Origin of the sequence: Citrobacter sp. ABFQG (assembly GCF_004322975.1) — a bacterium.
In the GTDB taxonomy this organism is placed as follows: domain Bacteria; phylum Pseudomonadota; class Gammaproteobacteria; order Enterobacterales; family Enterobacteriaceae; genus Citrobacter; species Citrobacter freundii.
Genome location: NZ_CP036435.1, coordinates 547326 through 565298 on the forward strand (window position 1 = coordinate 547326; position 17973 = coordinate 565298).

Consider the following 17973-nt stretch of genomic DNA (forward strand, 5'->3'; position numbering starts at 1 on the left):
GTAGCGGGATACTTTCTGAACATCCTCTCCGGGAGTTATTTATGACTTCGGCTCCGATTACAACATCTGATTTGGCACAGCGTGCCCAGGACGACAAATTATCCCTGCGTGAAAAAATTGGTTATGGACTAGGCGATGCTGGCGGGACAGTAATTACCTGCCTGATCATGAACTTCCTGACATTTTTCTACACCGATGTCTTCGGGTTAACGCCTGCGCTGGTCGGCACATTATTTATTGCCCTGCGTGTATTTGACGCCATTTCCGACCCCATCATGGGTGTGCTAGCCGACCGTACGCAAAGCCGCTGGGGGCGCTTTCGCCCGTGGCAACTGTGGGTTGCGATTCCGATCGGTATTATTGGCGTGCTCACTTTTACCGTCCCGGACGCCAGCATGGGGGTCAAGATCGCCTGGGCATTCGGCACCTATCTCCTGCTCTCTGTCGGCTATACCGCCATCAACGTACCGTATTGTGCGCTGATCAACACCATGACGACCCGCCATAACGAGGTGATCGCCTGTCAGTCCTGGCGCTTTGTGCTGTGCGGCGTGGCGGGATTCCTGGTTTCCGTTGGTCTGCCGTGGATGGTGGATATTCTGGGTCAGGGCAATGCCGCACAGGGTTATCAGTTTGGCGTAGGCATCCTGTGTGCCATCGCGGTGGTGATGTTCCTGTGCTGTTTCTTCTGGGTTCGCGAGCGTGTGCCGCTGGCGATGATGGGGAAATTTACCCTGCGTGAACACATTGGAGGGCTGCGCAAAAACGATCAGCTATTGTTGATGCTGGTAATGTCTTTCCTGCTGATCAACGTCTTTAATATTCGCGGCGGCGGGTACATGTATTTTATTACCTACGTGCTGGAAGGCAGCACCGCCTATACGTCGCTGTTTTTCACCATGGTCACTTTCGCGTCCATCATCGGTTCAGTGATTGTCAGCCCCCTGACCCGCCGCATCGATACCGTCAAACTCTATTACTACACCAATCTGGTGCTGACGGCCCTGGCGATACTGATGTGGTTCCTGCCAACCGGCCCGGCTTATCAGACGCTGTGGCTGGCAGTCATCCTCGGTAACGGCATTATTTTAGGCTTCACGCTGCCGTTGCACTTCTCACTGATGGCCTTCGCCGACGATTACGGCGAGTGGAAAACCGGCGTACGTTCCTCCGGCATGAATTTCGCCTTCAATCTGTTTTTCATCAAGCTGGCCTGGGCCTCAAGTGCGGGGATCATCAGCCTGCTGTTTATTTTTGTCGCCTATCAGCCAGGCGCTGGTAACCAAACCGCCAGCTCGCTGCAAGGAATTACCGCGATGGAGACGCTGCTTCCCGCGCTGTTCCACCTGCTGTTGGCGCTGTCTATCCGCATCTGCAAACTCAATAATCCGATGATGTCGCGCATTGCCACCGATCTGCGTCAGCGTCATGTACAGCCTTAAGGAGCACGAAATGAACGTACTGGAAGTCGACCTGCATAAGCTCACCGTCAGCGATCCGTTCCTCGGACAATATCAGCAGTTGGTGCGTGACGTGGTGATCCCCTATCAATGGGATGCGCTCAATGACCGCATTGCAGAGGCGGAACCAAGTCATGCGATAGAGAATTTCCGTATCGCCGCGGGCCTGCAGGATGGCGAATTTTACGGCATGGTTTTTCAGGATAGCGACGTAGCAAAGTGGCTGGAGGCCGTTGCCTGGTCCCTGTGCCAGAAACCCGATGCGGAACTTGAAAAAACGGCCGATGAAGTCATTGAACTGGTGGCGGCCGCCCAGTGTGAAGATGGCTATCTCAATACGTACTTCACAGTGAAAGCACCGGATGAACGCTGGACCAACCTCGCCGAGTGTCATGAGTTGTACTGTGCAGGTCATTTGATCGAAGCAGGCGTCGCGTTCTTTCAGGCGACGGGTAAACGCCGTCTGTTAGAGGTGGTGTGTCGCCTGGCAGATCACATCGACAGCGTATTTGGACTCAGGGAGAATCAACTGCGAGGCTACCCAGGACACCCGGAAATCGAACTGGCTTTAATGCGCTTATACGAAGTGACCCAGCAACCACGCTATATGGCGCTGGTAAATTACTTTGTGGAACAGCGCGGCGCACAGCCCCATTTCTATGACGAAGAGTACGAAAAGCGCGGCCAAACCTCTTACTGGCATACTTACGGTCCGGCATGGATGGTGAAGGATAAACCCTATAGCCAGGCTCATCAGCCCATTTCAGAACAGCAAACGGCGATCGGGCATGCGGTGCGCTTTGTCTACCTGATGACCGGCGTCGCTCATCTGGCACGCTTAAGCCAGGACGAAGGCAAGCGTCAGGATTGCCTGCGCCTGTGGAAAAACATGGCCCAGCGCCAGTTGTACATTACCGGCGGGATCGGTTCACAAAGCAGCGGCGAGGCGTTTAGCAGCGATTACGATCTGCCCAACGACTCCGTGTATGCGGAAAGCTGCGCCTCTATCGGCCTGATGATGTTCGCCCGCAGAATGCTGGAAATGGAAGCCGACAGCCAGTATGCCGACGTGATGGAGCGCGCCCTGTATAATACCGTATTGGGCGGGATGGCGCTCGATGGCAAGCACTTCTTCTATGTGAACCCGCTGGAAGTACATCCTAAATCATTAAAATTCAATCATATTTATGACCACGTGAAACCCGTTCGTCAGCGCTGGTTTGGCTGCGCCTGTTGCCCGCCGAATATCGCCCGCGTGTTAACCTCAATTGGCCACTACATCTATACACCGCGTCAGGACGCGCTGTATATCAATATGTACGTGGGCAATAGCATGGAGGTCCCTGTTGTAAACGGCTCGCTTAAACTGCGTATTAGCGGAGATTACCCATGGCATGAGCAGGTAAAAATCACCATCGAATCACCGCGGTCGGTTTATCACACTCTGGCTCTGCGCCTGCCAGACTGGTGCTCCGCGCCGCAGGTTTTGTTGAATGGTCAGCCGGTTGAGCAGGATATTCGCAAAGGCTATTTGCACATCAGTCGAACCTGGCAGGAAGGCGATACGCTCAGTTTGACCCTGCCAATGCCGGTGCGTCGGGTATACGGAAATCCATTAGTGCGTCATGTTGCCGGTAAGGTCGCCATTCAGCGTGGGCCACTGGTATATTGCCTGGAGCAGGCCGACAACGGCGAGGAATTGCATAATCTGTGGTTGCCAAAAGAGAGTGAGTTCAGAGTATTCGAAGGTAAGGGATTGTTCAGCCATAAAATGTTAATTCAGGCTGAAGGTGTGAAGCAAAGTGCAGCCGATGCAGCACAACAATCGTTGTGGCACTACGATGTTTCCCCAACTTTGCGTCAGGCGCATACATTGACGTTTATTCCGTGGTTTAGCTGGGCAAACCGTGGTGAAGGCGAAATGCGTATCTGGATAAACGAGCAGTAATTAAACCGTGCCGGATGGCGACGCTTCACGTCTTATCCGGCCTACAACACCTATCCACGTAGGCCTGATAAGCGAAGCGCCATCAGGCACGTATTTAAATCAGAAACGCCAGGTCAGACCGGACATAAAGGTAAAGCTGTCATCGCGATCAACCATCGGGCTATTTTTAATGTCATCCGGCAGTGCGCTATAATTGGCGCTTGCCAGCAGCGTCAGGTTAGTGGTCAATGCGTATTTAGCGGACAGGCCAACATACGGTGTCCAGCTATCGCCTGGGGAATAGTTTGATAAGCCACTACGACGGGACTCATTACCCGATATGCCGTAGTAGTATTCATTGAAGTTTTCGTCATAGTAGAGCACGCCAATCGATGGCGTCAGCGTCAGCTTGCCCATCGGCATTGGACGGAACAGTGAAACTTCCCCTACCCAGCCATTACTGTTGTCCAGCACATCCGCAGCGGCGGAGACTTTCACGCTACCCCATCTTTCATGGTGATACCACGCGGCACCCGCCATTGCAGTTGCGTCACGCTTATCCAGCTTTTTCATCGCATGATCGTCATTATCGCCGGGATCAAACTCAAGCGGCATATAAGAGGCAGTAATACTAAATTCATTACTTTCACTCTTAGACAAAATATAACCTAGCGTTGTTTGCCTAAAATAAAATGATTCACTTTCGTAACTGACTAGCGGTACTGCGTGAACATTATCATTATACCCGCGATAAGGTGATTCATTATATACAGCACCAGCGCCAATTGAAAACTCTGCGGCAGTTGCACTCGCCATAAAAGAAAAGGCGAGCAGCGCCACAATATTGTGTTTAATTAACATGCCAACATTCCATTTTAAAATAAGCTACAAAACTGGTGCATAATAATGCTTACAATTTCATCGATGCAAGGTTCATATTTATATAGTAATATATAAAAAATTATATATATTGGGCTTGGCGATGAATAAATTACAACTTAAACACCGGGAGCTGAAGATTATTTCGGTAATCGCTGCCAGTGAAAATATCAGTCATGCCGCGACTGTTCTCGGCATCGCACAGGCCAACGTCAGTAAATATCTTGCTGATTTTGAATCAAAAGTTGGATTAAAGGTGTTTGACCGCACCACCCGGCAACTGACCCTCACGCCGTTTGGTATAGCGTTACTTCCTTACATCAATGACATGTTAGACAGAAACGAGCAGTTAAATAATTTCATTGCTGATTATAAGCACGAGAAACGTGGAAAAGTAACGGTATATGCACCAACCGGAATTATCGCTTACTTATCGCAACATGTTATTGCAAAAATTATAGATATTGGCGATATCAGTCTGGTGCTAAAAACCTATAACCTGGAACGTAAAGCCTTTTATGAAGGAGTCGAATTTCCTGATGACTGTGATGTTTTAATTACTTATGCACATCCAAAAGATGAATCTTTGGTCGCCAGTTTTATTACCAAATATGTAGTTACCGCTTTCGCCAGTAATCAATATCTGGCCCAACATCCCATCAGCACTCCTGAAGAACTTGAGCATCACTCCTGTATTCTGATTGATTCCATGATGATTGATGATGCTAACATTTGGCGATTCTCCTCCCCCGGAGGTAAAGAGATGCATGACTATCGCGTAACGGGTAATTATGTTTGCGACAATACGCAATCTGCGCTGTCGTTGGCGCGAAACCATCTGGGCATTGTTTTTGCACCCAAGGCGAGCGTACAAAAAGAAAGTCAGCCTAACGGGCTGGTTCCGTGTTTCTCCGGACAGCATGAATGGTGGCTGGATCTGGTGGCGATTTTCCGCAAACGTGAATATCAGCCATGGCGGGTACAGTTTATTCTTGATGAGATGTTGGCGGAGATTCGCCGGCAACTTGCTCAGTCGCTGGATCAGCAGACTGAGCAAGCAAAATAGCCTGAGTTTAATGATCGAGATACAGGTAATGCACCCAACTGGTCATGCGCAACAAGACTTTGCGCATGACGGACACATGTTCGAAGTGGTCAGAATAAACCGCGACCTGCGCGTAGATCCCATCAGGTAACGCGCTAACCTCCGCATTATCATTCAGCTCAATCGTGGCGATTACCCCTTCCGAACCGGGCGTAGAATTTAAGGATTGCAGCGCCCCATTCGACTGATATGTCCCGCCCGGCACTGCCGGACTAATTGCAGCCAGTTTACCGCTGAATACCTTACCCGGTAGCGCGTTAAATACCACTTCAGCTTCATCGCCAGGTTCCAGACGCAGCAGCGAGTTCTGACGGAACTGGGCGATAATTTGCCTTTTTTGATCCGGGATGAATACCATCACCGGACGCATCGGCAGCGCGGCGGCATAGGTTCCCGGGCGCATCAGCACCTGCGTCACATAGCCATCGCTGGGCGCGCGAACCACCGTCTGGTCCAGGTTGAACTCCGCTTCGGCTAACTGCGCTTTCAGGCTGGCAATTTGCGAATTCTCGCCCAGTATCAGGCTGTCTAACTGACTCTGGATTTGCTGCTGCTCCGCGACGGAAGATTTCACCGACGCTTCCTGCGCCAGATAGTTTTGCCGCGCCGCATCAATATCGCGTTCAGAAAAAGGATTCACCTTCGCCTGACTACCCTGCGCATAGCGCTGGTAATCTTTTGCCAGTTTGTCACGCGTGGCCTTTGCCCGCTGCGTGTTGGCTTTCATTTCGTCTAACTGCGCAACCAGAGCCTGCTCTTTATGCTGTGCGGTGACAATATCAGCTTTCAGGCGATCGACCCGTGCCTGATAACGCCCTGGATTAAGCTTAAACAGAACCTCGCCTTTTTTGATTAGCGTATTCTTCTTATCCGTCACTTCTGTCACTACACCCGTTACCTGCGGCACCACGGGAATAGAAATTACCGCCTTTTGTGCCTTAAATGTATACGGATGGTTATAATTCATCAGTAATATAAGCCCGCAAACAATGAATATACCGCCTAATGCTGCGGTAGGAACTGTCCATTTATTTACAGGAATTTTAAAAATTTTAAATATTGACCATGCACACGCCACATAGGTCAGAACAATTAGTAAATCCATCGATATTACTCCGCCGGAGAGGTCTTGGCCTCACCCAGTTTCTTTTCCAGATCCGCAACCCTTGCCTGAAGCTGGATCAGGGAAGAATCCGCGCTCTGCATACCCCATCCGCGCTCCGGACGATAAAGCGTTGCCCAGATCCATAAAAAGGGCCAAATAACATGTAAGGTAAACAAACTAACCCAACCCGCAACATGTATTGCGTCGGCATGAGGATGGTTACGTTTCTTTGCAATGAGATAGGGAATATCATGCAGAATAATAATCCCGTAAAAAATGACCAGGAATACAAAAATAAGCACTCCTAATGCAAAATAATTAAGGAACATATTTGCCTCAGGGATTTAAATTAAGAAATTCAGATGCAATTTGATTTAAACAATAGAGTTGATAATAGTATTGGAATGACCAGACTGGATGCAATTTTCTTATTTATATAACGATATATGGGTTTCTATATAACTGCAGAATAAAGATATGCCCGGTGCAAAACCGGGCAATCAGTGACGTGAAATTAAAACAGCCCCAGTGGTTTATCAGAGTAGCTCACCAACAGGCACTTGGTTTGCTGATAATGTTCAAGCATCATCTTATGCGTCTCGCGCCCGATGCCCGACTGCTTATAGCCACCAAACGCCGCATGTGCCGGATACGCATGGTAACAGTTGGTCCAAACTCGCCCCGCCTGAATCCCACGTCCCATTTTGTACGCCAGATTTCCATTACGACTCCAGACACCAGCGCCAAGCCCATATTGGGTGTCATTAGCGATTTCCAGCGCCTCTTCCATGGTTTTAAACGTTGTGACAGCCAGCACCGGCCCGAAGATCTCCTCCTGGAAAACCCGCATGTTGTTCTTACCAAACAGAATGGTTGGTTCGAGGTAGTACCCCTCTTTTAACTCGCCATCCAGCTGCTTGCGCCGCCCGCCGGTGAGAACATCTGCTCCTTCTTTCTTACCAATGTCGATGTAATTCAGAATAGTTTCCAGTTGACCATGCGACACCTGCGCGCCCATTTGCGTCACGCTGTCTAACGGGTTACCGCTACGGATACTTTCCACCCGACGAATGGCTCTTTCCATAAAACGTTCATAAATGGATTCCTGAACCAGCGCACGACTCGGACAGGTACACACTTCGCCCTGGTTGAAGGCAAACAATGCAAAACCTTCCAGCGCTTTGTCAAAGAACGCATCTTCTTCATCCATCACGTCCGCGAAGAAGATATTGGGTGATTTCCCGCCCAGTTCCAGCGTGACAGGAATAATGTTCTGCGTGGCGTATTGCATGATCTGCTGCCCAACTTCCGTTGAGCCGGTAAACGCCACTTTCGCGATACGTTTTGACGTCGCCAGATACTCACCGATCTCCCCACCCGCGCCGTTTACCACGTTCACCACGCCAGGCGGGAGCAGATCGCCGATGACTTCCATCAGCAACAGCACGGACAGCGGCGTCAGGCGCGCGGGTTTCAGCACCACGCAGTTACCCGCCGCCAGCGCGGGTGCCATCTTCCAGCTGGCCATCAGCAGCGGGAAGTTCCACGGGATAATTTGCCCTACCACGCCAAGAGGTTCATGGAAGTGATAAGCCACGGTTTCGCTATCAACCTCGCTGATTCCCCCTTCCTGCGCACGAATACAGGAGGCAAAATAGCGGAAATGGTCAATTGCCAGCGGCACATCGGCCGCGCTGGTTTCGCGGATGGGTTTACCGTTATCCCAGGTTTCAGCCGTTGCCAGCAGCTCCAGATTTTGCTCCATACGATCGGCAATTTTGAACAAAATCGCCGCCCTGTCCTGCACGGAAGTCTGCGCCCATTTATCTTTTACTTTATGCGCGGCATCCAGTGCCAAATCGATGTCCTTTTTGCCGGAAGAGGCCACTTCGCACAGTAATTGCCCGGTTACCGGCGTCAGGTTTTGGTAATACTCGCCGTCCACCGGGGCGACCCAGTCACCACCGATAAAGTTATCGTATCGGGCTTTTAACTTCAGGGGGTAACCATACTCGCCGGGGTAAATACGCGTTGAAGGGGGGTTATTGGTCATGACCGTCTCCTTGCTGTAGGGGTACTACAAGGGTAGACGGGACTGGCGAATTATTCGCCAGCCTTTTACTGCTTTACGACAGGTATCACGAATTACATGGCAGCACGATAAATCGCCATGATTTCTTCATGTGTCGCCTGAATAGGGTTAGTGAAACCACAGGCATCTTTCAGGGCATTAGTCGCCAGAACGGCAAAATCTTCTTCCTTCACGTTCAGCTCACGCAGACCGGCCGGAATATTCACTTTCTGCGCCAGTTCGCGGATCGCTGCGATGCAGGCTTCTGCCCCTTGCTCTTCGTTGAGATCAGCAACGTTCACACCCATTGCCGAGGCGCAATCGCGCAGGCGGGCGGCAGCAACTTTACTATTAAATACCTGTACATGCGGCAGCAGTACGGCATTACATACTCCGTGTGGCAGATCGTAGAAGCCACCCAGTTGGTGCGCCATTGCATGCACGTAGCCAAGAGAGGCATTGTTAAAGGCCATACCTGCGAGGAACTGCGCATAGGCCATGGCTTCGCGCGCCTGAGCATTACTGCCCTCTTCAACGGCGACCGGCAGGTTTTGCGCAATCATGGTGACCGCTTTCAGCGCACATGCATCGGTAATCGGCGTGGCAGCAATCGACACGTAAGCTTCGATAGCGTGGGTTAACGCATCCATACCGGTAGCCGCCGTCAGAGACTTCGGCATGCCGACCATCAGCGAGGAGTCGTTAACCGACAGCAGCGGCGTAACGTGCTTATCGACAATCGCCATTTTAATGTGGCGTACTTCATCGGTGATGATGCAGAAGCGGGTCATTTCAGATGCTGTACCCGCCGTGGTGTTGATGGCGATCATCGGCAGCTGCGGTTTTGCAGAACGGTCTACACCTTCGTAATCGCGAATATCGCCACCGTTAGCCGCCACCAGCGCAATACCTTTTGCACAATCGTGTGGAGAACCGCCACCGAGAGAAATAACGCTATCACAGTCGTTTTCAGTCAACATTTGCAGGCCAGCGGCAACGTTGCTGGTCGTGGGATTAGGATGCGTACCGTCGTAAATTACGCTGAAAATATCACGTTCCTGTAATGCCTTTTGAATCTCGCCAGCCATACCTAATTTCGTCAGCATGGCATCCGTGACAATCAGCGTACGGCGAAAACCATATTCCGCCATTGTATTCATTGCGTCTTTTAATGAATCAGCGCCGATTACATTCACGGAAGGAATAAAAAATGTTGAAGCAGCCATTGTACGATCCTTAATTACTCTAAAAGAGTCAGGAAGCATACGAGTGAAATATCCAACAGAATATGATCATGATTGTTATTTTAATAACAACCAACATTAAAAAGCACATTAGGTTCATAATCTAATGTGCTTATTTCAATCAATATCTATTTTGTATTAATTCATTTAATTCCTGAATTAATTGTTTCATTACTTTTCGGGGAACAGCAATGCATCGCGTAATAAATGATCATTTCCCCGACGGCGAGTAAAACCAATGCGGTCAAAATATTCCAGAATCTGAATAGCCAATTTGCGCCCGATGTTAAGCCTGTCGCGAAAATCAGCGGCACATGTCGATCCCCTTTCCTGATCCAGTTCGCGGATCATATTGGCAAAGGCCACTATCCGATCGTTACGGTAATAACGATCTTTCACGATCGCGGTGATGATGCCTTGCTGCGCCGCTTGTCGTAACACCACACGCATCATTTGCTCATCCGTGCCCGTCTGTTTTGCCAGGTCGCGCACCCACCACGGCTCATCGCCAAAAAGCGGTTCTGCTTTTTGCCAGATAGCCTGCTGCTCATCGCTGAAACCGGCCTTGTGATCGGGCAAATGCAGCCAGCCATGATGACTATGGATGACGCCGCTCTCGCGCATCTTTTCAATCAGCAGCAGGACCAGCGCTTCATCTTCCATCGGCAAAGCCATCCGGCGCAGGCGTTCGCGCCCAGGTCCAGGCTCATCGCGGTGCTGGTCGTGGTAAGTCGCCAGCGTATCGAGGATTTTGCGCTGCCAGCGCGCTGCAACAGTGGCATCCAACAGACTGTATCCCGCCTGAATAAAACCATGCTGCTCGATCAACGGACGCATGCCGTTACCGTTGAGCTGACGCGCCCAGGCGAAGTCGGGAATATTTACCGCTCCACGCGTCAGGTGCAGCGCCAGAGCGTCACCATCACTCTGTGCGTTTTCCAACGCCGACAGCCACTGCAAATATTCCGGCTTACGCTTCCCGCGACGCGGCGGATTGAGCGTGACCACGCGCGCACCGGCCAGCGTCGTGCGAGCCGAAATATCACGCAGCACCAGACGGTCGTTATCGGCGAGCCAGAGTGGTGTATCAAACACCAGTTCCGCCAGCGTCCCTTCGAGCAGGGAAATACGCCCGGTGACGTGGCTGGCCGCGTGGTGAATATGCAACGGTTGCCACTGCATCAGCGGCGCGGCATGTTCTAAAGAAACAATCACGCGGGTAAACGCCTCTGGCGGCGCATCAGCAAGCAGCCAGTCGCCGCGGTTAAGTTCTTCTTTTTGCGCATCACCGGCAATATTTAGCGCAATACGTTGTCCCGCCTGCGCGCGATCGGTGGCCTGATTTTGTGCATGCAGGCTACGTACGCGCATCGGTTTGTTGACGCCCGTGAGCCACAGTGTGTCACCGACATTCACTTCACCGCTGAGCGCCGTCCCGGTCACCACCAGTCCCGCGCCTTTGACCGTAAAGGCACGGTCAATCGCCAGGCGGAAGCTGTGATCGCGGGCATGCTCACGCGACGTTAATTGCAGCAAATGTTCGCGCAGTTCCTCGATGCCACGGCCTTGACTGGCGGCAGTGACGAAAAGCACCGACTCCGCGAAACCATAATTCCCCAGCACGGCCTGAATCTCCGCACGCACCTCTTCAATTCTTGCTTCGTCCACGCGGTCGGCTTTCGTAAGTGCCACGGTGATCTGCGGATTACCCGTCAGTTGCAGAATTTGCAAGTGCTCACGCGTTTGCGCCATCACGCCGTCATCACACGCCACCACCAGCAGCGCGTGATCAATCCCGCCAACACCCGCCAGCATGTTAGACAGAAACTTTTCGTGTCCGGGTACATCGATAAATCCCAGTATCCGCCCGTCCGGCTGCGGCCAGTAGGCATAGCCGAGATCGATGGTCATGCCGCGCTTTTTTTCTTCCGGCAGACGGTCGGCATTCACGCCGGTAATCGCCTGTAATAACGTTGTTTTTCCGTGGTCAACGTGTCCGGCGGTTGCAATAATCATTTCAGCATCATCTCCATAAACCGGGTCTCGTCTTCAAGGCAGCGCAGATCCAGCCACATGCGGCCATCATAAATCCGGCCAATGATCGGCACGGGCAGTGCACGCCAACGGGCGGCCAGTGCCTCGAGGCGGCTACCGCGCCCGTCATGGGGGGTAAAGGTTAATGCCGCGCTGGGCAGCCTATCAACCGGCAGCGAGCCGCTGCCAATTTGCGACAGGCAAGGCATGACGTTCAGGGCGAATTCGTCACCGTAATGCTCGGCAAGCCGTGCCTGTAAGTGTTGGGCCTGCGCGTGGACAGCCTCCTGCGAGCGAGTGAGCTGGCGTAACGTCGGCAACTTCTGCGCCAGCGCTTCCGGGTGCAGGTAGAGCCGCAGCGTCGCTTCCAGCGCAGCCAGTGTCATTTTATCAGCCCGTAATGCGCGTTTCAGCGGATGGCTCTGTAAGCGAGCGATCATCTCTTTTTTACCGACGATAATCCCGGCCTGCGGCCCACCCAGTAATTTATCGCCAGAGAAGCTCACCAGACTGACGCCAGCGGCAATCAGCTGTTGCGGCATCGGCTCCTGCGGTAATCCATACTGGCTGAGATCGACCAGTGAGCCGCTGCCGAGATCCGCCACCACCGGCACATCCAGTTCCTTGCCAATAGCGGCCAGCTCAGCCTCATCCACCGACTTCGTAAAGCCTTCAATACTGTAATTACTGGTATGGACTTTCATCAGCAGAGCGGTATTTTCATTCACCGCCTGACGGTAATCTTTCGCATGGGTCCGGTTGGTGGTACCGACTTCGCGCAGAACACATCCGGCCTGGCACATCACGTCCGGAATACGAAACGCGCCGCCAATTTCCACCAGCTCACCGCGCGAAACGACCACCTCTTTGCCGTTGGCCGTGGCGGCCAGCATCAGTAAAACCGCTGCCGCATTGTTATTGACGATACAGGCGTCCTCCGCTCCCGTCAGACGGCAGAGTAAATCCGCCAGCGCCCGATCCCGATGTCCACGTCCGGCATCATCCAGGCTATATTCCAGCGTCACTGGCGTGCGCATTGCTTGCACCACCGCCTCGATCGCTTCTTCGGCCTGCGACGCTCGCCCAAGGTTGGTATGCAGCACCGTTCCGGTCAGGTTAATCACCGGACGCAGCGCGCTTTGCGATTCTCGTTCCAGCCGGGCGCTGGCTTCTTGCGCCCAGTCCTCACACCATGCCGGGAGCGCGTGCGTGTCGCGAATCGCATCTCTGGCTTCGTCAAGCATATGACGCAGCAGGTCAACCACCCGGGTATGACCGTGAGATTCACGTAAGGCTGGGAAGGCGCTATCGCGCAATAAACGATCGATAGCGGGAAGCTGGCTGTAGAGTGAACGCATGTCGGTTGTCATGAAAGGGCCTGGCTGTTGGTGGCCCTCTCCACCGCGGAGAGGGCTATCGATATAGGAAGGATTGTACCGTGACTTTGCTCAGGCAGGTATTATCTGCATCAAGCCTTTGGCGGTTCTGTGCGGGCAAAACTTTCGCGTTGAAAAAGCGTTTCCACCAGTTTGACCAGACGTGGGCGGTCCACACACCAGCCGGGCGCGACCCGACGGAAATTGAGATAACCGACGGCACAGGCAATCGCGATGGTAGCCAGGTTAACCGTATCCGTTTTCAGCGTACCGTCCGCCAGATAGCCTTCCAGCATATCCAGACTGCGGGTGATCTTCTCCCGCTGGCGTAACAGTTCAGTTTCTGACTGCTGCGCGGCGGGGCGAGCCTGCTCGCGCACCGAGACTAATCCCGCATCCATAATACCGTCGGCCAACGCTTCCAGTTGACGAACTTTGAGTGCCGCTAACGGTTCACCCGGTAGCATGGCTGGCGCAATATCCAGCAGCTCTATGTATTCTGCGATGATCGGAGAGTCAAACCAGTACTCACCCTCATCGGTGACCAACGCGGGCACTTTTCCTAATGGATTGTATCGCGCCACGCCGCTATCCGCGTTATAGGGGAGTTCATTCACAAATTCGAAGGTGATGCCCTTTTCCAGTAACAGAACAGAAATTTTACGCACAAAAGGGCTGGTATAGCTGCCAATGAGTTTCATGCCGGGTCCTTTTTGCCAACAAAAATATCAGTATGGCTCAGGTCGCCGTAAATGGCAGGTGATGACGATCTCAATGATCCAAATAAAGGTAATGCATCCAGCTGGTCATGCGCAGCAGCACTTTACGCATCACTGAAACGTGAGCGAAATGGTCGGAATAGACCGCCACCTGAGCATAGATACCGTCCGGCAGCGCATCCACATCGGCATTAGGATCCAACTCAATCGTAGCCAGCACGCCATCGGTACCCGGCACCACAGTTAAGGACTGTAATGCCCCCTGCGCCTGATAAGAACCGCCCGGCACAACCGGAAGAATGGAGGTCAACTTACCGGAGAAAACCTGACCAGGCAGCGCGTTGAAGACCACTTCCGCTTCATCACCCGGTTTAAGACGCAGCAACGAGTTCTGGCGGAATTGCGCCACAATTTGCCGTTTCTGTTCCGGAATAAATACCATCACCGGGCGCAGAGGTAGTGCTGCGGCGTAGGTCCCGGGCCGAATAAGCACCTGCGTAACATAGCCGTTGCTGGGGGCACGGACGATAGTCTGCTCAAGATTGTATTTGGCTTCAGCGAGCTGAGCGCGCAGAGACGCAACCTGAGATTGCTCCCCGTTGACCATACTGTCTAACTGACTCTGAATCTGCGTCTGTTCGGCAACGGAACCTTTTACCAGCGCGTCCTGTGCCAGATAGTTCTGCCGGGCGTTGTCGATATCGCTTTCAGAGAAGGGATTAACTTTCGCCTGGCTGCCCTTCAAATAGCGTTGATAATCTTTATACAGACGATCGCGTTCAGCGGAAACGCGGGTAGTGTTGGCGACGGCTTCAGAAAGTTGGGCTTTCAGATTGTCGATGTTGTGTGTGGCGGTAACAAGATCAGCCTGCAGTCTGTCAACACGTGCCTGATAGCGGCCTGGATCGAGTTTAAATAACACTTCGCCTTTTTTAATCAACTGATTATTTTTATCCGTTACCTCACTAACAATTCCTGTGACTTGCGGAGTGATCGGAATTGAAATAACCGCTTTTTGCGCCGTAAAGGTATACGGGTGGTTATAGTTCATTAATAAGATCAGTCCCGCAACAATGAATACCCCACCTAATGCAGCAGTAGCGAGCGTCCATTGGTTTACCGGAATACGGAATATTTTAAAGATGGCCCAGGCAAAGGCCACATAGGTCAGGACTATCAACAAATCCATGATTAAATCTCCGGAAAGGTGGAGTTATCTGTTTTCTTCTCCCCATCCAGTCTTTTTTCCAACTGGGTGATGCGCGCTGCCAGTGCGGCAATCTCGGGGTCTGGGTCCTTTCCGTTCGACATGATGTGTGATTGCATGCCCCACCCCCGTTCAGGCTGGTAGAGCGTCGCCCAAATCCACAGGAACGGCCATATTGCATGGAGTGTAAACAGGCTAATCCAACCCGCCGTATGAATGGCATCAGCATGAGGATGGTTGCGTTTTTTAGCCATATTATAGGGAATATCGTGAATGGCGATGATTCCGTAAAACAGAACCAGAAAGACGAAGATCAGCACGCCCAGTGCGAAATAATTTAGAAACATACCTGCCTCGAATTCACGCTAATTAGAGTTTTTTTATGCCGGCAGCCGCATGCACCCAGGCTGATGTTTTGAACATAACTGCAGTTTGGGGTTTTCGCCATACCACAAAATAAATATTTTTTCTGGTGAGAAGTTGCTTTCTTTTGCAATAAAAATATCGGGGGGTAGAACCTGCTGTAGATCACATCCGAGCAAATGCAGATGAAAATACTTTGCGATCTGCATCACAAAGATTCAACAAACAGCAAAGGATAAAATGTGAATCAGTTCACATTTACCCCCCATTTTTGGCGAATTCTGATCCAGTGATGTTTTTTTGTACCGATATTTTGTGATTAAGATCACATTAACTAACGCCATACACCCTATATTTACGTGACGAATATCACATAAAAGGTCGTCGACTGGACAGTTGAACGATTCAGTGCCAGATTTCGCAGTATCTACAGGGTCCGGCTACCTCCTGCCGCTACATTAACAAACCTCGGGCTTTCAGCCTGCGCGATAGCAAACATAAGAAGGGGTGTTTTTATGTCATCCGATATTAAGATCAAGGTGCAAAGCTTTGGTCGATTCCTCAGCAACATGGTGATGCCAAATATCGGCGCGTTTATCGCGTGGGGTATTATCACCGCATTATTCATTCCGACAGGGTGGTTGCCGAACGAAACGCTGGCGAAGCTTGTCGGTCCTATGATCACCTATCTGCTGCCGCTGCTGATCGGTTATACCGGTGGTAAGCTGGTTGGCGGCGAACGTGGCGGCGTGGTTGGTGCTATCACCACCATGGGCGTTATCGTCGGTGCAGATATGCCAATGTTCCTCGGCGCGATGATCGCAGGCCCGCTGGGCGGCTGGGCTATCAAACATTTCGACAACTGGGTAGACGGTAAGATCAAGTCCGGTTTTGAGATGCTGGTGAATAACTTCTCCGCAGGCATCATCGGGATGATCCTCGCCATTCTGGCATTCCTTGGCATTGGCCCATTGGTTGAAGCACTGTCCAAAATCCTGGCGGCAGGCGTTAACTTCATGGTTGTCCATGACATGCTGCCGTTGGCGTCTATCTTCGTTGAACCGGCGAAAATCCTGTTCCTCAACAACGCCATCAACCACGGTATTTTCTCACCGCTGGGTATTCAGCAGTCCCATGAGATGGGCAAATCCATCTTCTTCCTGATTGAAGCTAACCCGGGTCCGGGTATGGGCGTTCTGCTGGCATACATGTTCTTCGGTCGCGGCAGCGCTAAGCAGTCTGCGGGCGGCGCGGCAATCATTCACTTCCTGGGTGGTATCCACGAAATTTACTTCCCGTACGTGCTGATGAACCCACGTCTGATCCTGGCCGTTATCCTCGGCGGTATGACTGGCGTATTTACCCTGACTATCCTGAACGGCGGTCTGGTTTCTCCGGCCTCTCCGGGTTCTATCCTGGCCGTGCTGGCCATGACGCCGAAGGGCGCTTACTTCGCTAACATCGCTGCTATCTGTGCTGCTATGGCAGTCTCCTTTGTGGTTTCAGCCATTCTGCTGAAAACCAGCAAAGTGAAAGAAGATGATGACATTGATGCCGCAACCCGTCGTATGCACGACATGAAAGCGGAATCCAAAGGCGCATCTCCGCTGGCGGCTGGCGACGTGACCAACGACCTGAGCCATGTGCGTAAAATCATCGTTGCCTGCGATGCCGGCATGGGTTCCAGCGCCATGGGTGCGGGCGTACTGCGTAAGAAAGTACAGGATGCAGGTCTGTCTCAGATTTCCGTCACTAACAGCGCGATTAACAATCTGCCGCCGGATGTGGATCTGGTCATTACCCACCGTGACCTGACCGAACGCGCGATGCGCCAGGTGCCTCAGGCACAGCACATTTCGCTGACCAACTTCCTCGACAGCGGCCTGTACTCTAACCTGACCGAACGTCTGGTCGCTGCACAGCGCCACAACGTGAACGAAGAGAAAGTCCGCGATCACCTGAAAGACAGCTTTGAAGAGGGTGATACCCACCTGTTCAAACTGGGTGCGGAGAATATCTTCCTCGGTCGTAAAGCCACTAACAAAGAGGAAGCAATTCGCTTTGCTGGTGAGCAACTGGTGAAAGGCGGCTACGTTGAGCCAGAATACGTCGAGGCGATGCTGGACCGCGAAAAACTGACTCCGACTTACCTCGGCGAGTCCATCGCAGTACCGCACGGGACGGTTGAAGCCAAAGACCGTGTGCTGAAAACCGGTGTGGTGTTCTGCCAGTACCCGGAAGGCGTTCGCTTCGGTGAAGAAGAAGACGATATTGCCCGCCTGGTGATTGGTATCGCAGCACGTAACAACGAGCACATCCAGGTGATTACCAGCCTGACCAACGCGCTGGATGACGAATCCGTGATCGAACGTCTGGCCCATACCACCAGCGTGGATGAAGTTCTGGAGCTGCTGGCTGGTCGTAAGTAAACGTTATTGCCCGGTAGCGCTCACGCTTACCGGGCCTAAAAATCCTCTCCCTTG

14 protein-coding genes are annotated in these 17973 nt (G+C 52.1%); 4 read left to right on the forward strand and 10 right to left on the reverse strand.

What is annotated here, in order from left to right:
- Window positions 1–41: 41 nt before the first annotated feature.
- Both WN16_RS02750 and WN16_RS02755 read left to right on the forward strand, forming a co-directional pair.
- Window positions 42–1442, forward strand: coding sequence for an MFS transporter (locus WN16_RS02750; RefSeq protein ID WP_003837680.1), 1401 nt, complete (start codon window positions 42–44; stop codon window positions 1440–1442).
- A gap of 10 nt (window positions 1443–1452) precedes the next feature.
- Window positions 1453–3408, forward strand: coding sequence for a glycoside hydrolase family 127 protein (locus WN16_RS02755; RefSeq protein ID WP_044700422.1), 1956 nt, complete (start codon window positions 1453–1455; stop codon window positions 3406–3408).
- A gap of 99 nt (window positions 3409–3507) precedes the next feature.
- On the opposite strand, the gene WN16_RS02760 is transcribed toward WN16_RS02755, so the two are convergent.
- Window positions 3508–4248 (reverse strand): MipA/OmpV family protein, encoded by a 741-nt coding sequence (locus tag WN16_RS02760; protein WP_044700423.1) that lies wholly within the window; start codon window positions 4246–4248, stop codon window positions 3508–3510.
- Window positions 4249–4369: 121 nt separating this feature from the next.
- Here WN16_RS02760 and WN16_RS02765 point away from each other — a divergent pair, with 121 nt between their 5' ends.
- A complete protein-coding gene (locus WN16_RS02765) occupies window positions 4370–5332 on the forward strand; it encodes a LysR family transcriptional regulator (RefSeq protein WP_044700425.1) in 963 nt (320 codons plus the stop codon).
- A gap of 7 nt (window positions 5333–5339) precedes the next feature.
- Here the strand turns inward: WN16_RS02765 and WN16_RS02770 are convergent, their stop codons facing one another.
- The 9 genes from WN16_RS02770 to WN16_RS02810 form a co-directional block, all read right to left on the reverse strand.
- Window positions 5340–6476, reverse strand: a complete 1137-nt coding sequence (locus tag WN16_RS02770) for an HlyD family secretion protein (RefSeq protein ID WP_003844558.1) — start codon at window positions 6474–6476, stop codon at window positions 5340–5342.
- A gap of 5 nt (window positions 6477–6481) precedes the next feature.
- A complete protein-coding gene (locus WN16_RS02775) occupies window positions 6482–6805 on the reverse strand; it encodes a DUF3302 domain-containing protein (RefSeq protein WP_003024200.1) in 324 nt (107 codons plus the stop codon).
- Window positions 6806–6990: 185 nt separating this feature from the next.
- Window positions 6991–8529, reverse strand: coding sequence for an aldehyde dehydrogenase AldB (gene aldB, locus WN16_RS02780; RefSeq protein ID WP_003837670.1), 1539 nt, complete (start codon window positions 8527–8529; stop codon window positions 6991–6993).
- A 92-nt stretch (window positions 8530–8621) separates the two neighbouring features.
- Window positions 8622–9773 carry an L-threonine dehydrogenase gene (gene yiaY / locus WN16_RS02785; protein WP_032937192.1) on the reverse strand — a complete coding sequence of 384 codons (1152 nt, stop codon included), beginning with the start codon at window positions 9771–9773 and terminating at the stop codon, window positions 8622–8624.
- A 189-nt stretch (window positions 9774–9962) separates the two neighbouring features.
- Window positions 9963–11807 (reverse strand): selenocysteine-specific translation elongation factor, encoded by a 1845-nt coding sequence (gene selB / locus WN16_RS02790; RefSeq protein ID WP_044700429.1) that lies wholly within the window; start codon window positions 11805–11807, stop codon window positions 9963–9965.
- A complete protein-coding gene (gene selA, locus WN16_RS02795; protein ID WP_044700430.1) occupies window positions 11804–13195 on the reverse strand; it encodes an L-seryl-tRNA(Sec) selenium transferase in 1392 nt (463 codons plus the stop codon). Before selA ends, selB begins: the two co-directional genes overlap by 4 nt.
- Before the next feature lie 98 nt (window positions 13196–13293).
- Window positions 13294–13902, reverse strand: coding sequence for a glutathione S-transferase (locus tag WN16_RS02800; RefSeq protein WP_044700433.1), 609 nt, complete (start codon window positions 13900–13902; stop codon window positions 13294–13296).
- 70 nt (window positions 13903–13972) lie between these two features.
- A complete protein-coding gene (locus WN16_RS02805; protein ID WP_003024188.1) occupies window positions 13973–15109 on the reverse strand; it encodes an HlyD family secretion protein in 1137 nt (378 codons plus the stop codon).
- 2 nt (window positions 15110–15111) lie between these two features.
- On the reverse strand, window positions 15112–15474 hold the full coding sequence (locus tag WN16_RS02810) for a DUF3302 domain-containing protein (protein WP_044700435.1): 363 nt from the start codon (window positions 15472–15474) through the stop codon (window positions 15112–15114).
- A gap of 531 nt (window positions 15475–16005) precedes the next feature.
- On the opposite strand from WN16_RS02810, the gene mtlA reads away from it, so the two are divergent.
- On the forward strand, window positions 16006–17919 hold the full coding sequence (gene mtlA / locus WN16_RS02820) for a PTS mannitol transporter subunit IICBA (RefSeq protein ID WP_016151161.1): 1914 nt from the start codon (window positions 16006–16008) through the stop codon (window positions 17917–17919).
- Window positions 17920–17973: the final 54 nt, after the last annotated feature.

What these genes read in the sequence shown, in the direction of transcription:
- WN16_RS02750 (WP_003837680.1), top strand. Translation starts at nt 42, where the DNA reads ATGACTTCGGCTCCGATTACAACATCTGATTTGGCACAGCGTGCCCAG.
- WN16_RS02755 (WP_044700422.1), top strand. Translation starts at nt 1,453, where the DNA reads ATGAACGTACTGGAAGTCGACCTGCATAAGCTCACCGTCAGCGATCCG.
- WN16_RS02760 (WP_044700423.1), bottom strand. Translation starts at nt 4,248, where the DNA reads ATGTTAATTAAACACAATATTGTGGCGCTGCTCGCCTTTTCTTTTATG.
- WN16_RS02765 (WP_044700425.1), top strand. Translation starts at nt 4,370, where the DNA reads ATGAATAAATTACAACTTAAACACCGGGAGCTGAAGATTATTTCGGTA.
- WN16_RS02770 (WP_003844558.1), bottom strand. Translation starts at nt 6,476, where the DNA reads ATGGATTTACTAATTGTTCTGACCTATGTGGCGTGTGCATGGTCAATA.
- WN16_RS02775 (WP_003024200.1), bottom strand. Translation starts at nt 6,805, where the DNA reads ATGTTCCTTAATTATTTTGCATTAGGAGTGCTTATTTTTGTATTCCTG.
- aldB (WP_003837670.1), bottom strand. Translation starts at nt 8,529, where the DNA reads ATGACCAATAACCCCCCTTCAACGCGTATTTACCCCGGCGAGTATGGT.
- yiaY (WP_032937192.1), bottom strand. Translation starts at nt 9,773, where the DNA reads ATGGCTGCTTCAACATTTTTTATTCCTTCCGTGAATGTAATCGGCGCT.
- selB (WP_044700429.1), bottom strand. Translation starts at nt 11,807, where the DNA reads ATGATTATTGCAACCGCCGGACACGTTGACCACGGAAAAACAACGTTA.
- selA (WP_044700430.1), bottom strand. Translation starts at nt 13,195, where the DNA reads ATGACAACCGACATGCGTTCACTCTACAGCCAGCTTCCCGCTATCGAT.
- WN16_RS02800 (WP_044700433.1), bottom strand. Translation starts at nt 13,902, where the DNA reads ATGAAACTCATTGGCAGCTATACCAGCCCTTTTGTGCGTAAAATTTCT.
- WN16_RS02805 (WP_003024188.1), bottom strand. Translation starts at nt 15,109, where the DNA reads ATGGATTTGTTGATAGTCCTGACCTATGTGGCCTTTGCCTGGGCCATC.
- WN16_RS02810 (WP_044700435.1), bottom strand. Translation starts at nt 15,474, where the DNA reads ATGTTTCTAAATTATTTCGCACTGGGCGTGCTGATCTTCGTCTTTCTG.
- mtlA (WP_016151161.1), top strand. Translation starts at nt 16,006, where the DNA reads ATGTCATCCGATATTAAGATCAAGGTGCAAAGCTTTGGTCGATTCCTC.